The following is a 14,400-nucleotide window of genomic DNA, read 5'->3' as shown; positions in this document are numbered from 1 at the left end:
TACCTCTAAGCCTTTCTTAACGAGATAATAGGCTCTCAAAAGCGGCCTGCGCTTCCCGGCGGATCCGCTCTTCATCCAGTGTCAGGCAGGCGCCATGCTTGACAACTTGTTTGCCATCAACCCACACATGCTCAACGTCCTTGCCGCAGGCCGAATAAACGGCATGAGAGATCAAGTCGGTATGCGGCAGAAAATGCGCCTGATCGGTATTCAGCGCGATAAAATCAGCTTTCATACCTGGAGCCAAAGTACCCACATTGTTCAAGAAAAGCGACTGTGCCCCATAAACCGTTCCCATTTTCAATGCTTCCCCTGCCGGGATCGCCGTCGGGTCGCCGGAGACTCCTTTATGGATCAATGCCGCGAGACGCATTTCCTCGAACATATCGAGGTTATTATTGCTCGCCGCCCCGTCTGTTCCAAGCGACACAGTCACGCCAGCCTTCAGCATGTCCGTTACGCGTGCCACGCCGCTTGCCAGTTTCAGGTTGCTGCCCGGGTTATGGGATACGGCTACCTTGTTTTTTGCCAAAATTTCGATTTCTTCATCCGTCAAATGAACGGCATGAGCAACAAGCGATGGCCGGGAAAACACTCCGAGTTTCTCCAGATGGGCAACTGGACGCAGACCGTATTCAGTTACATTTTGCTCGACTTCGGCTTTGGTTTCAGACATATGGGTATGCATCGGCAAATCCATGTCATGAGCGGCCTGAACGAATTTTTCAATAAAGTCCGGAGGACAAGTATATGGCGCATGCGGTGAAATCATCGTCGTAATCCGTCCGCCTGCTTTACCGTGCCAGTCGCGGGCAAATCGGATGGCTTCATTCAGCTTATGGCGCTGAACCTCTTCCGGGCAGAGCCCGATAACGCCGCGCATCAAGGATGCACGGATTCCCGATTCTTCCGTTACCTTCGCTACTTGATCCATATGGTCGTACATATCCAGGAAGGTTGTCGTGCCGCCTTTCAGCATTTCAAGCACCGACAGCGAGGTGCCCCAATATACGTCCGATGAGGTGAATTTGGCTTCCATCGGCCACATTTTCTCCTGCAGCCAGATTTGCAAAGCCAGATCGTCACCATATCCGCGAAGCAGCGACATTGCGGCATGCCCATGCGTATTGATCATACCCGGCATAAAAAACAGATGGGTCCCGTCCATAACGGGTATATCGCCATCCAGTTCAGGCGTCTCCTCGCCCACATAAACGATAAGGTCGTCTTCAATGACCATGCAGCCTTGAATAACCGGCTTATCTCCATCCGCAACCGCAAAGCTGCCGTTTTTAATCATCCATCTATTTGTCGCCGTCATCAGCAGAATCGTCCTTTCCGTTATCCAAATAATAAGCCAAACTGAGCAGATCCGTAGTGAAATCCGCCGGATGAATCCGAATGTTCGCAGGTGCTTTCAAGATGACCGGCGCGAAGTTCAGGATCGCTTCGATGCCGGCTTCGATCAGGATATCGGCCACATTTTGCGCTTCGACATCCGGTACCGTAATGATCCCGATACGGATATTGCGGGCTTTGATCGTTTCGCGGAGCTCCTCCATCGGCTGAACGGTCAGCGTATTGATTTGTTTGCCGATCTTCTTCGGATTTTCATCAAATACGGCAATAATTTTAATGTTTTCCTTCAGGTAAAAGTTATAGTTTGAAAGCGCTTGACCCAAATTACCTGCCCCGACCAACACCGCGTTGATCTGCTGATCCAGGTTCAGGATGTGGCGGATTTTTTCGATCAGATACGAAACATCATATCCGATGCCTTTCCGGCCAAAATCGCCGAAATAAGCCAGATCCTTACGGATCTGCGCCGGATTGAGGTCGAGTCTCTGACCAAGTTCCTGGGAGGAAACCGTAGCGACCTCCCGTTTATGCAAGTCGCTCAAATATCTTAAATATACAGGCAATCTGCGAACAACTGCTTCGGATATTTTCTCCGATTTCATGCTTGTTCCCCCTATTTTTAGCAGCTTAATTAATCTATCAATGCTTAGAAAAACGTCTATCGTCGTACTTTCTAAGAAGACAGACCGCTTTTAGCGGATGTTTTTCTTGCGATATTAGGATGCGTTTCCCCCGGAGTTTTACTTCTACTATCTTAAAACAACCTCACAAAGAGTATCGGAAAGAAGTCCGACGCCTCTCAAAGAGGGGCGCTTTTGCGGAGCAAAAGTACTGAGTGACGTGTGGCTTCGAAGCTTATTCGATTACTTTGCGGGGACTCCGGAACTTTTAAGCCATTCGGATATACGAGGAACCATTTTTTCCGTATTCATATGCTCCATTTTGGGTCCAGGCAAGGAATAAAGAAAATACTTCCCGTAGTAGGATTCGATAACGCGCGTATCGTATACAATGACGATGCCGCGGTCATTCGCCGTGCGAACGAGTCGGCCAAAGCCTTGTTTAAAGCGGATTACTGCCTGCGGCACGGAAAGCTTCATGAACGGATTTTTTTTCTGACGCTGCAGAAGCTCGCTTTTCGCTTCGACGAGCGGATGGTTTGGCGGCTGAAACGGCAGTCTTACAATCGCCAGACATGTCAGAGCATCGCCGGGAATATCCACCCCTTCCCAAAAACTGCTCGTTCCGAGCAGCACCGAAGCGCTGCTGTCTTGAAATCTGCGGATAAGCTTGGTGCGGCTGCCGCTGTCAACGCCTTGGCCCAGCACTGCAATGTCACTGTTCGCCAAAGCATTTTTTAAAGGCTCGTGCACCTGACGCAACATCCTGTAAGAAGTAAACAACACCAACATTCGTCCATGAGTCGCCAGCGCGGCGTCGGCAAGGGATTGCACCAAAGTATCTACAAATACCGCATCGCCTACGCTCCCCTTAACGCTTGGGAAATCGCGCGGGATCACAAGGAGCGCCTGATCGCGGTAATTGAATGGCGATGGAAGCATCACGGTAGCCAGTCTTCCGTTTTCCTGATCCTCTTGAAGCCCCAAGTTATCAATCATGTACTGAAAAGATTTATCCACAGACAATGTGGCAGACGTCAGAACTATGCTTTTTTTCTTGTCGAAAAACAATTCCTTGAGCTGTTTGCTGACATCGACCGGTACAGCATACATCTGGAGCGATTTGCTCCGGAAATGGCTGCTTGCCTCCATCCAGTACACGACAGTCTCGTCATTCAAGTTCATGAAGATGCGAAGGTCGTCGCGCGCCGCTGCCAAATCCTTGAACAGGCCGCTTAAATCCGTAATCAGGCTGTCCGCGCTGTAATCACTTTCATCCTCTTTGTATTCCGCCAGCATTTTCTCCCCGCGCCGCACCGCTTCGCTGATTTTCACATGAATCTGATTTTCGAGCGCTTTGAGCGTATCCCATTCCTTCGGTTTGTTTGCAGGTTGAAGGCGAAGTACGTATTGTCCTACATCCCCTGGCGAAACGTCATTACGCTCCGGAAGCAAAGCGAATAAAAGTTCATTCAGCTTATCCCAATCTTCCTTCACGTCCACCAAATCTTCGCTAATGCGATCGATTGCCGCAATCCAGTCGCTGGCCCGTTCTTGGCCGGAGGACTGCAGCTGCTGTCTCAGCGCAGAAAGCTGCCCGTTCTTTCCATCCTTGTAAAGCCGGGTAAGCGTATGGACAACACTGAAGTATTTCATATGAAGTCCCAAATGTTTACCGGCAACATCCTCCAAATGATGGGCTTCGTCAATCACCAAACGCTCATACGACGGAAGCAATTGATGGCCAGCTTTTACATCGGTAAACAGCTTGGAGTGGTTGGTAATGACGACATCCGCAATTCCGGCTTCATGTTTGGCGCGATGATAATAACATTTGCGGAACCATGGGCAGCTGCGGCCCAGACAGGAGTCCGAATCGCTGCTTACCGTTTCCCAGAAGTCGCCGCCGCGTCCGCCAAGGTTCAGTTCCTCATCATCCCCATGTTCGGTTTGCGCGAGCCAAACGATCATCTGGGCGGCCGTGATCGTATCTTCCTTGGGATTAAAAAAGTCTCTTCTGTTTATTTTATGTTCAAATTTTCTCAAACACAAATAATGTTGTCTACCCTTAAATACCGCAGCTTTGAATGGAAATGGAATAACCTGCGTCAAAAGCGGAACATCCCGCTCCCTTAGCTGCTCCTGAAGATTGATGGTATGCGTGCTGACCATCACTTTTTGCTGCTGCTTGACGCTCTGATATATAGAAGGGATGAGGTAACCCAAAGATTTCCCTGTCCCCGTACCCGCTTCGATCAAAAGATGTTTGTCCTGTTCCAGCGCATTCATCACTTCGTCGAACATAATCGATTGCGGCTCGCGTTCCTCGTATTGAGGCAATATGCTTTTGAGGCGCTTACGGATCTCGCTCAAATATTCCTTAAAATCCATGCCTTCAAGAGGATTATCGGCGGATTCATCCCGGGGAGGTTTCATCTCGGTCCAGTCATCGACTTTTAACGCCAGCTGACGATAGAAAGTATGACTGTTCAGATCCTGAATAGGCTGCTGCTCCTTTTCCTGGCATAAGCCGTCAAAAAACCAACCAAGATCGCTATCCTCCTCCGCAAACAGCTCACGGAGGCGCTGGAGGGCAATAAGAGGCAAATGATCAAGCTCGTCCAGACATTTTAAGAGCACATAAGCCGTTGCCAAGGCATCGCTGTCCGCCTGGTGCGGACGGTCATGCTGCAAACCGAAATGGGACGTCACCTGACCAAGCTGATAGGAAGTCAAGGATGGGAAGCATATTTTGAGAAAATCCAGCGTGTCGAGAATTCGTCCGGAAAACGGAAGATATCCACAGCTATCGAGCGCATTTTGCAAAAAATTAAAGTCGAATGCAACGTTATGTCCAACCAAAACCACATCATCCAGCATAGGCACGAGCTCCATCAGCATCTCTTCCAACGAAGGAGCAGCGGCCACATTTTCCTCCGAGATGCCTGTCAGCTGGGTAATAAAGGGTGGAATCTCCACGCTAGGCTTGACATAAGAGCCGTAAACACGGGAAATGGTCAAATCTTCTTCTATAATGGCAAGTCCAACTTGAATAATTTCATCTGCGGACTGGTTGCCTGTCGTTTCAAAATCCAGTACGGCAAATTTCATGATTTACGATTAATCCTTTCATTCCAGTCTCCTTACCAGCATAACAGAAGATTTAACATTTGAAAATTCGGAGCCAAGAAAAACCCTGCGGAGGGTACCGGAAAGAAGTTCGACGCCCTCTCACAGAGGGGCGCTTTTGCAAAGCAAAAGTACTGAGTGACGTGCGGGCCTTTGCAGCATATACCGGTAACTTTCGGGGTCCCCGAATTTTATGCTTTTTGACAGATTGAAAAAGGGCGATGCACAAACGCTTATTCGCGCATGATACATCGTCCTTTTCGCGTTTCTTCACATCAGGGAAATCAATTGGCTTCCATACTGCAGCTGACCGCAATTTTGCTGGCATACCTTCAAATTAATCAAAGGATCGGGCAGCGTAGGATCGCATTGTAACGCCAAAGCGAAAAACTCCTGCGCTTTTCCTGCATTCCCATGCTTCACGGCAATGCATCCTAATGCATTGTAGATCATGGCCTTCAACTTCTGGCTTTTGGCCAGCGGCAGTATCCACTGAAAATGCCTTTGGGCCTCTTTGGTTTCCTCCAAATGCAGATGTGCCATAGCAAGGTACATCCGGGCCAAGAGGGAATCCGGATATTCGCGAATCACCTGCGAAAATTGCTGCGCAGCCTGACCAAACATCAGCAGCCGGAAATACCCCTGCCCGCGGACAAAAGCGTTTAATTCCAATTCAGGCGAAGATTCATTTACGATCGAAGAAGTGGACGGAACCTCAACGTGTTGACGGAACTCCCCCATTTTTTCCTCAAATGTCAACCATTCATCGATGATGGCGTCGCTCATGGTTTTGAGCATATTCCATTTTTGCATCATCTGGTGCTTTTGGGCCTCTTGCGCCGTTGGGTAATATTTCATGATTTCATCTAACACGTGGTTCATTTCCGCGAAAACATGCTGGAACATGGCTGCATCCCACCCTTAACAAAAATGAAATCAGTGCGGTCACCTGCATTCATTTTTTGTTGACGGAGCAGTTTTCATTCCCCGTAAGGCCTGCCATTCCTTGTCTTCGCCCGTTCGCCTTGCCGTCAAATAATGGTGGCGTGCACTTCCTTGTCCATGGTGGTCACCTGCTGGTTCGACTCATTGACAAATACGACCCGAGGCTTATGGTTTTTAATTTCTTCATCAGACATCATGGCATAAGACATGATGATAACGATATCTCCAGGCTGTACCAAGCGTGCCGCAGCGCCGTTGAGACAGATCACGCCGCTGCCGCGGGGGCCCGGAATCACGTAGGTTTCAAGACGCGCACCGTTGTTATTGTCTACAATCTGCACTTTTTCATTTTCCAGCAGATCCGCCGCCTCCATCAGGTCCTCGTCAATCGTAATGCTGCCGACATAATTAAGGTTGGCTTCGGTGACCGTGGCACGGTGTATTTTGGATTTCATCATCGTTCTGAACATGGGCGTTATTCCCCCTTCGGTTGGATCAAACAGTTATCGATCAAACGGGTTTTTCCGAATTTAACCGCAAGTGCCATCAGAACGGATTCTTCCTGCTCGAGAATAGCCGTTTCAGCGGCAAGGGGCGAAAGCTCCGGAAAATTCGCAATTTCAACGTAATCGATCACGGCAAGCGGAGACTCGCCGATGATTTGGGTCAAAAGCTCCTTGGCTTCGCCTGCGGTACGAATTTGGCCGGTTTTTACCGCCTCCTTCGTTTCGCGCAGCGAACGTGAAAGCACGAGCGCCTGCGTACGCTCCTCCGGACTAAGATACACATTCCGGGAGCTGAGTGCAAGACCATCCTCTTCGCGTATAATCGGGCAAGGAACGATGGTGACATTAAAGTTGAGGTCGTAGACCATCTGCTCGATCACGGCAACTTGCTGCGCGTCTTTCATGCCGAAAAAGGCATAATCCGGCTGTACGATATGGAATAACTTCCCGACAACGGTCGTTACCCCGTCAAAATGTCCGGGACGCGAGGCGCCGCAAAGACCGGAAGTTACCTCCGATACCGCAATTTTGGTTTTGGTTGGTTTCGGATACATCGTGTCGACCGACGGCAGAAATACCAGATCGGCTCCCGCCGCTTCCGCGGCAGCCAAATCTCTCGCCTCATCCCGCGGATAGGTTTCAAAATCCTCTCCCGGCCCAAATTGGATCGGATTAACGAAGATGCTGACGACCACGATATCCGTTTTTACTTTAGCCGCACGAATCAGGCTGGCATGCCCTTGATGAAGATACCCCATCGTTGGGACCAAACCGATTGTCGCTTTGGCTGACGCAGCTTTCATTTCGCCGATTTGTTCTCTAAGTTCCGCAATCGTTCTGACGGCTTTCATGCTTCATCCACCTTTTCCCGGCCCGGGCCGTATAAATTTTCTACGACATGATCCTCAGCAGTGAAGACATGGCTCTCGTCCGGAAAGGAACGTTCTTTCACTTCTTTGACGTATTGTGCCAGACCTTCGCGAATTAAAGCTCCTGCATCGCCGAATGTTTTCACAAATTTTTTGCTGCGATACGGGGAAGCATATTGGAAGACATCATGGAATACCAGCACTTGACCGTCTACCCCGCGTCCGGCTCCAATCCCGATCGTAGGAATGGACAGCTGGGAGCTAATATATTCCGCGACCTGCTCGGTTACGAGCTCAAGCACGATGCCAAAAGCGCCTGCTTGCTCCAGCGCTTTCGCATCTTCAAGTAAACGCCGGGCATCCTTCTCGTCCTTGCCTTGTATGCGGTAGCCGCCAATTTGATTAACCGACTGCGGCGTCAGACCAATATGCCCAAGTACCGGAACCCCGGCGGCAACGATGGCTTCAACCGCTGCGCAAATTTCCTTGCCGCCTTCCATTTTGACGGCATGGGCATGGCCTTCCTGCATAAGCTTGCGCACGCTGCGCAGCGTTTCGTCAATGCTTCCGTGATATGTCATGAACGGCATGTCCGCGACTACAAACGTATTAGCCGCCCCGCGCACGACGGAACGCGTATGATACACCATATCCTCAATCGTAACCGGGAGCGTCGAATCGTAACCGAGCACGACATTCCCCAGCGAGTCGCCAACGAGGATCATATCCACGCCCGCTTCTTCCGCAAGGCGCGCCGTAGGGTAATCATAGGCGGTAACCATACTGAGCGCGATGCCTTCCTGTTTCATTTTTTTCATTTTAACGATATTCAGCGGATGTTTTACTGTCATTTTTGCAGCCCCTTCCATTCGGAATATTTTGTAGAGGTTGTTCAAAAAGTCCACTTTTGATAAGAAAACCTTTAATCGAGGCCACTTCAAGGGGAACGACCGCGATGAAGAGGTAGGTTTTCTTGCGATATAGAATTCATCAACTCCGTTGATAACTTATAAATTCTATATCTAACACGAAGTGAATCAGGAAGCAGATTCGGCATCGAATCTTGGATTCAGCCGGGCATTACGCGAATGCTTACGAAGTATGTTTCCTCCGGAAACATTTCAGGTGCTCACGTACCCACTACAAGCAGATGCTTACGAAGTCGTTTTCTACAAAACGTGTAGCTCCACTCCTCAGTCCCTAACTTCATCCAACTGAAGCGTTTTGAAAAAACGCACATCGGAAGCATAAACTTCGGTGCTGAAAACCGACCTTTTTGAACATGCACTCGAAGAAAAACAAAAAAACCTTTTAGCATTTCACTAAAAAGTTCCGAAAGGGCAAAAAAGAGTCACTTGCGATCGTCCCTTCTGTCTCGGTCCCTTCGGCTCAGAGCAGAATCCAACGTATGCTGCATTTTGCTGTTATGAATGCTACACTACATGACACAGATAGAGTGCAGTTCGGTCACCATGCCGATACCGCCTCTAGATGTCAGTATATCAAAAACAATCATCGACGTAAATCAATGATACAAGACCGCCTTTAACGGTAAATTTTGATGCGATATCCGAGTGCTTTCTCTCCGATGTCTTGGCTCTCTGATATCTAATCAATAATAATCATCGACGTAATGAGTAGTGCAAGACCGCCTTTAACATGACTGCCACTAACGAAACTCACAGTCGCTATTCAAGTAAAATCAGGTCTTTACATTTTCATATGAAAATGTGCTTTTCCGTTTTTGAGACAAAAACTATCACATTTTCATCGTCGGCGGGTGACCGTGAGGTCATGCGGATTTCTAACGGACACCACAGCCGCTAAGAGGCTAATAACAGTCATTTTTAAATTTTAACGGACACCACGGCGCTTAATTGCTCCAAAACACCGCCACAAAGGAACTTTTTGATTAAATAGCGGCGTCTGTGTCCGTTAGAAATCAAAATGGTCGAAATTAGCCCATATAGCGTCCGCTGTGTCCGTTAGAATCATATTTGGCGGTGAAACAGTCATTTCCAGCTTCATGGAAGATACTTCGTTCCATTTAGATTGAGTACAGAGATAGAATTCGGTTATTTATTTCCCCATTTAGCTTCACTAATCATAGGAAAAAACTTAACCGGAGTTCAAATAGCGCTGTTCAATTAATTACGTTTGCTATGTGCCTTTTATGCAGCGCCATTCGGTGCCTGTTTAGTATGCGGCATACAGTGCCTGTTTAGTATGCGGCATGAATATACAACGCCTCAAAGGAACCCTCTTGAAGCGATGCCTCTCACCGCCCAAGCTCTACATCCCCCGAAAAAACGGGCACACGCCGTCCATCTTCCGTAACCACCAGCAATGCTCCGCTCGGATCCAGCTTTTCCGCTTTTCCGGTAACGGGACCGCTGGCGATCGTGACATTTACCGTCTTGCCCAGCGTAACGGACAATGCCTCCCAGAGAGAAGCGATGGGAGCAAAACCTTCCTGCTGGTACAGGGCGTACAAAGCTTCGAATTCTTCCCATATTGCCGCAATAAGCTGAATACGGTCGATTTTTTCTCCCTTTTCGATCTTCAGGGAGGTTGCAATCGGCTTCAGTTCTTCCGGGTAATCCTCATGATCTTGGTTTGCGCTGATGCCGATCCCGGCAATACAGTACCGGACATATTCGTCTTCGGTGGCTGACTCCAGCAGAATCCCGCTGATTTTGCGCCCGTCCACCAGCAGATCATTGGGCCACTTCATTCCGGCCATAACTCCCGTTACTCTCCTTACCGCACGGCAGACAGCGACTCCTGTTAGCAGCGTCAGCTGAGGCATATAATGCATCGGCTGCTTAGGTCTCAGCACCACGCTCATCGAGATGCCCTTGCCTTTTGGTGAAAACCATTTCCGGCCCATTCTTCCTTTGCCGCCCGTCTGTTCTTCGGCAATAACGAGGGTTCCCTCAGGCGCTCCGGCCTCGGCCAGCTCTCGAGCTTCTTCCTGGGTTGAGACGGTAGAGTCAAGAACCTTCAGGTTTTGGCCGATGGTTTTTGTTTTTAATGTTTTAACCAGCAGTAAGGCGTCAATGCGCTCTGGTTTGCTCACGATCCGGTAACCTTTATGGGGTACGGCTTCAAATTCATACCCCGCCTCCCTCAGCTTATTGATCTGTTTCCATACCGCAGTCCGGCTCACGGACAGTCTACGGCTGATTTCCTCGCCGGATACGAACTCCTGCGGATCCGACAGCAGCAAATCCAGAAGCGTTTCCTTTTTACTCATTAGTGGATATCACCCGTTTCAGTTCATCGATCAATACTTTCTTGTCATTGGGCAAAGCTCGGGCGGCAACCTTGATCAACATCTCGTTCAAAATCCCGCCAACCCACGGCCCTCCCCGCCGTCCGGACAGTTCAAGCACATCTTTACCCGCAATCGCCAGCTCGGATAAATGATAAATCTCCATTTCTTCCGTCCATGCCCGCCCATTTTCAAGCACCTCGCTCGGATAAGGCTCCGTGCCGCCGTTCTTCAGGAATTCGGACAAACGCAGCCAATTCAGGGCTGCATCACGTCCGCTGCGAAGCACGAGCTTAATCCACTGCTGTTCGTAAGGCATACCTGCGTTCATTTCTGCCACGGCTTCGCCTACGTCCAAAATGCTCGTAATTTGGTCCCGGACCCTATTAGGGAAAGTCCAATTCCCAAGCATGTCATGCGACTCCTCCGCGTTTAATCCGCAGGCATAAAGCAGCAGCGCCCAGCGGATCACCGCTTCTGACGGCGGTATGTCGTCAATATGGGCAATCATCCTTCGGTCTGGTTCATATTCAAAAGGGACCTTGGCATGAGCCGGCAGCTTGCTTCGATACAGCAATCCGAGTCCTCTTGACGGTTTGTTTCCTTCCATCAGCTTCTCCAGCTCAACCCGAAATCGTTCCATCGCCACGAACCGGATACTCTCCCGTTCCGCCAGCAGCGCTCTCCAGGTGCGGTAAGCGATGCTGAATCCGAATACCGAAGCAAACCGGATGCAGCGAACCATGCGCAGCGCATCCTCTTGAAAACGGGTTCTGGCATCCCCTACGCAGCGTATGAGACCTTTGCCCAGATCCTTCTGACCATCATAAGGGTCCATGATCGAGCCGTCGATTGCCCGTGCCATGGCATTGATCGTGAAATCACGCCGCCGCAAGTCCTCTTTCAACTCGCTTACAAATTCCACCTCAAGCGGCCTGCGGTGCTTCTCATAGGCCCCTTCGACACGGTAGGTCGTTACTTCATAAGCATAAGAATGACATAAAACCGTAACCGTTCCATGCTCAATTCCCGTAGGCACCGTCTTCTCAAACAAGGACTCCACTTCCTCCGGACGTGCGGATGTTGTTATATCCATGTCATGCACCGGTCTGCCCATAAGCTCATCCCTGACGCAGCCGCCTACCCAATAGGCTTCGTGTCCATGCTCAAGAAGTTTGGCAAGCACTTCCCGCCCATACCGGGCCATCTCCTTATCAGCCTGTTTCCAGCTAACCAAAATCAAATAACCCCCTGCCTAACGTTCCTCACACTCCGGTTAACAGCGTACCGGGCTCAACTCCGAAATTTCACGCCCCAGCACACGATTGTATATTTGCTCGTATTTATTCGTGATCAGACCATCGCAAAAATCGCGGCAGGCCCTTTTCAGACAGGCTTCTCTAAAGGTCGCGGCGAGCGCTTCGTTCGAGAGCAGCTGGATGGTATAATCCGCCATGCGTTTCGTATCACCGACGGGAGCCAGGAATCCGGTTTCCCCATGAACGACAAGCTCAGGAATTCCCCCTGCAGTCGAACCGACGGTCGGCACTCCGCAGGCCATCGCCTCCAACGCAACCAAACCGAAGCTTTCCTTCTCCGAAGGAAGCAGCAGCACGTCCGCAAGCGAGATGACCTGCGCGATTTCATCCTGTTTGCCGAGGAAAAACACTTTATCTTGCAGACCAAGCTCCCGGATTCTGCACTGCACCTTCGGCAGATCCGGTCCTTCCCCGACGAAGAGCAGCTTGGACGGGATCTTTTCATTGACTTTCGCGAAAATATCAACTACGTCACCTACCCGTTTTACAGGACGGAAGTTCGAGATATGCATCACAATTTTCTCATTCGGCTCGGCAAAATCATTACGGAGCGAAGTTGTATCCCGCGGATAATAAATCCGTTTATCCACAAAATTATAGGTTAAATCGATATCTCTTGTAATATCCAGCACATCACGTGTCTCGTTAATCAAATCCTGCGAAACCGCCGTCACGGCATCGCTTTCGTTAATCGCAAGCCTGATTAGGTCTTTAAGCGATTCGTCTTGCGCCAACACGGTAATATCCGTACCATGCAGCGTCGTGACAACCTTTAACTGGTCGCCGACCATCTGCTTGGCAAGAAACGCGCAGACAGCATGCGGGACCGCGTAATGGACATGCAGAATGTCAAGCTCCTGGATTTTGGCAACTTGCGCCATTTTGGTAGCCAAAGACATATCATAAGGCGGATAACGAAATACGTAATAATCACTGACCTCCACCTCATGATAAAAAATATTTTTATCAAAAGTTCCTCCCAAACGAAACGGTATGCTGTGCGTAATAAAATGGACCTGATGGCCTTTTTCGGCCAGCAGCTTGCCAAGTTCGGTAGCCACAACGCCTGAACCGCCGAGGGAAGGATAACATGTGATACCGATTTTTAATGGTTGGCTCAATTCCATCTACCTCCCTACCCAAACTAGGTGATGATCATATTTTTATTGTTGCCCTAAAGAGTCAAATAGCCAGAACTGACCTCCAATTCATATCTGAAGATCAGCCCTGACTGTTTTAATGGGAATCCTTCATAAATTTGTCCACCAGAAAAGGCGACCGCGTTGCGAAACCTTCCGCATAGGGAATTAACCTGCGCTGCCCGGTAAGCTTGTCCCGGGACCGTACACGTTCGATATATCCTTGATTTAGCGGAGTCGAAACGGAATCAGGCTCACTCGTCGCGCTTTCGAATTGGGAGCGATAGCATAATAAAGCCTGCTCCTTTTTCTCCTGCTGAGCCGTAATGTCCACCATCAAATCGGTCCGTCCCATGTCATTAATGAAGTAAAAGTATAGTTGGTTAACAAGCACAGCGGGCTGATCCGGCAAATAACGCCGAAGTTTGGCGTTAAATACGGCTTCTTCAACCAGCTTGCTGCAGGCGACATGATCCGGATGGCGGTCCTCCCAATAGGGTGCAAACACGATTCGCGGCGAGTGCCGGCGAATTTCCGCCGTAATGGCCTCAACATGCTCAGGGGTAACAAAAAGACCACGGTCGGGCAGCCCCAAATTGCTCCGCATGGCCAGTCCCAAAACTTTGGCTGCGCGATCGGCTTCCTGCCGCCGCCGCTCGGGTGTTCCATTCGAAGACATTTCGGCAAAGGTCAGGTCGCAGATGCCTACGCGATATCCTGCTTCCACATGTTTGATGATCGTGCCGCCCATGCCGATTTCGGCATCGTCCGCATGAGCGCCAAAAACTAAAATATCAAGCGTTTCGCTCATTCATCGACACCAGGCTTGTACTTATGTACCAGCTCACGCCACGCAAAATCGCCGCGATCCAGCGCCTTCACCAAAATCTCCGCAGTCGCGATATTGGTGCCGAGCGGAATGCCCTGGACATCGCAAAGCCGAAGCAGCGCGTTAATATCCGGTTCATGCGGCTGCGCCATCAACGGGTCGCGCAGAAAAATGATCAAATCCATCTCATTTTTCGCCACGAGCGCCCCGATCTGCTGATCGCCGCCAAGCGGGCCCGACATAAAACGATGAATTTTCAGGTCCGTGTTTTCCATAATCCGTTTGCCTGTGGTTCCGGTAGAATACAACTCATGGCCATGAAATACGTTTTCATAAGCCGTAACAAAATTGACCATTTCATCTTTTTTGCGGTCATGTGCGATAAATGCGATTTTCATTATGTTCCACTCC

Annotated in this window: 12 protein-coding genes; all 12 read right to left on the bottom strand. The window is 49.7% G+C overall.

Annotated elements, in window-relative coordinates:
- Window positions 1-16: 16 nt before the first annotated feature.
- The 12 genes from L6442_RS11970 to mgsA all read right to left on the bottom strand — a co-directional run bounded on the left by L6442_RS11970 (window position 17) and on the right by mgsA (window position 14,387).
- A complete protein-coding gene (locus L6442_RS11970; protein ID WP_212979987.1) occupies window positions 17-1,321 on the bottom strand; it encodes an amidohydrolase in 1,305 nt (434 codons plus the stop codon).
- Window positions 1,305-1,961, bottom strand: a complete 657-nt coding sequence (locus tag L6442_RS11965) for a redox-sensing transcriptional repressor Rex (RefSeq protein WP_194230137.1) — start codon at window positions 1,959-1,961, stop codon at window positions 1,305-1,307. The genes L6442_RS11970 and L6442_RS11965 overlap by 17 nt, the downstream gene beginning before the upstream one ends.
- Before the next feature lie 261 nt (window positions 1,962-2,222).
- A complete protein-coding gene (gene dinG / locus L6442_RS11960) occupies window positions 2,223-5,090 on the bottom strand; it encodes an ATP-dependent DNA helicase DinG (protein ID WP_212979988.1) in 2,868 nt (955 codons plus the stop codon).
- Window positions 5,091-5,378: 288 nt separating this feature from the next.
- Window positions 5,379-6,014, bottom strand: coding sequence for a tetratricopeptide repeat protein (locus tag L6442_RS11955; RefSeq protein WP_212979989.1), 636 nt, complete (start codon window positions 6,012-6,014; stop codon window positions 5,379-5,381).
- Between the two features lie 125 nt (window positions 6,015-6,139).
- Complete coding sequence (gene panD / locus L6442_RS11950; protein ID WP_194230140.1) at window positions 6,140-6,523, bottom strand: aspartate 1-decarboxylase; 384 nt, start codon at window positions 6,521-6,523, stop codon at window positions 6,140-6,142.
- A gap of 5 nt (window positions 6,524-6,528) precedes the next feature.
- Window positions 6,529-7,410 carry a pantoate--beta-alanine ligase gene (panC, locus tag L6442_RS11945; protein ID WP_212979990.1) on the bottom strand — a complete coding sequence of 294 codons (882 nt, stop codon included), beginning with the start codon at window positions 7,408-7,410 and terminating at the stop codon, window positions 6,529-6,531.
- Window positions 7,407-8,279: a 3-methyl-2-oxobutanoate hydroxymethyltransferase gene (gene panB, locus L6442_RS11940; protein WP_212979991.1), complete on the bottom strand. Its 873-nt coding sequence runs from the start codon at window positions 8,277-8,279 to the stop codon at window positions 7,407-7,409. The genes panC and panB overlap by 4 nt, the downstream gene beginning before the upstream one ends.
- A 1,427-nt stretch (window positions 8,280-9,706) precedes the next feature.
- A complete protein-coding gene (locus tag L6442_RS11935) occupies window positions 9,707-10,684 on the bottom strand; it encodes a biotin--[acetyl-CoA-carboxylase] ligase (RefSeq protein WP_194230143.1) in 978 nt (325 codons plus the stop codon).
- Window positions 10,677-11,939 carry a CCA tRNA nucleotidyltransferase gene (locus tag L6442_RS11930; protein WP_237100286.1) on the bottom strand — a complete coding sequence of 421 codons (1,263 nt, stop codon included), beginning with the start codon at window positions 11,937-11,939 and terminating at the stop codon, window positions 10,677-10,679. The genes L6442_RS11935 and L6442_RS11930 overlap by 8 nt, the downstream gene beginning before the upstream one ends.
- Window positions 11,940-11,978: 39 nt before the next feature.
- Window positions 11,979-13,142: an N-acetyl-alpha-D-glucosaminyl L-malate synthase BshA gene (gene bshA / locus L6442_RS11925; RefSeq protein WP_212979992.1), complete on the bottom strand. Its 1,164-nt coding sequence runs from the start codon at window positions 13,140-13,142 to the stop codon at window positions 11,979-11,981.
- Window positions 13,143-13,257: 115 nt separating this feature from the next.
- Window positions 13,258-13,971, bottom strand: a complete 714-nt coding sequence (gene bshB1, locus L6442_RS11920) for a bacillithiol biosynthesis deacetylase BshB1 (protein WP_212979993.1) — start codon at window positions 13,969-13,971, stop codon at window positions 13,258-13,260.
- The gene (mgsA, locus tag L6442_RS11915; protein ID WP_228100885.1) at window positions 13,968-14,387 is read right to left on the bottom strand and encodes a methylglyoxal synthase; all 420 of its coding nucleotides are present in this window, start codon (window positions 14,385-14,387) and stop codon (window positions 13,968-13,970) included. Before mgsA ends, bshB1 begins: the two co-directional genes overlap by 4 nt.
- Between the last annotated feature and the right edge of the window lie 13 nt (window positions 14,388-14,400).

This window comes from Paenibacillus azoreducens (assembly GCF_021654775.1).
In the GTDB taxonomy this organism is placed as follows: domain Bacteria; phylum Bacillota; class Bacilli; order Paenibacillales; family Paenibacillaceae; genus Paenibacillus_AQ; species Paenibacillus_AQ azoreducens.
This window is presented reverse-complemented; position numbering and strand designations above follow the sequence as displayed.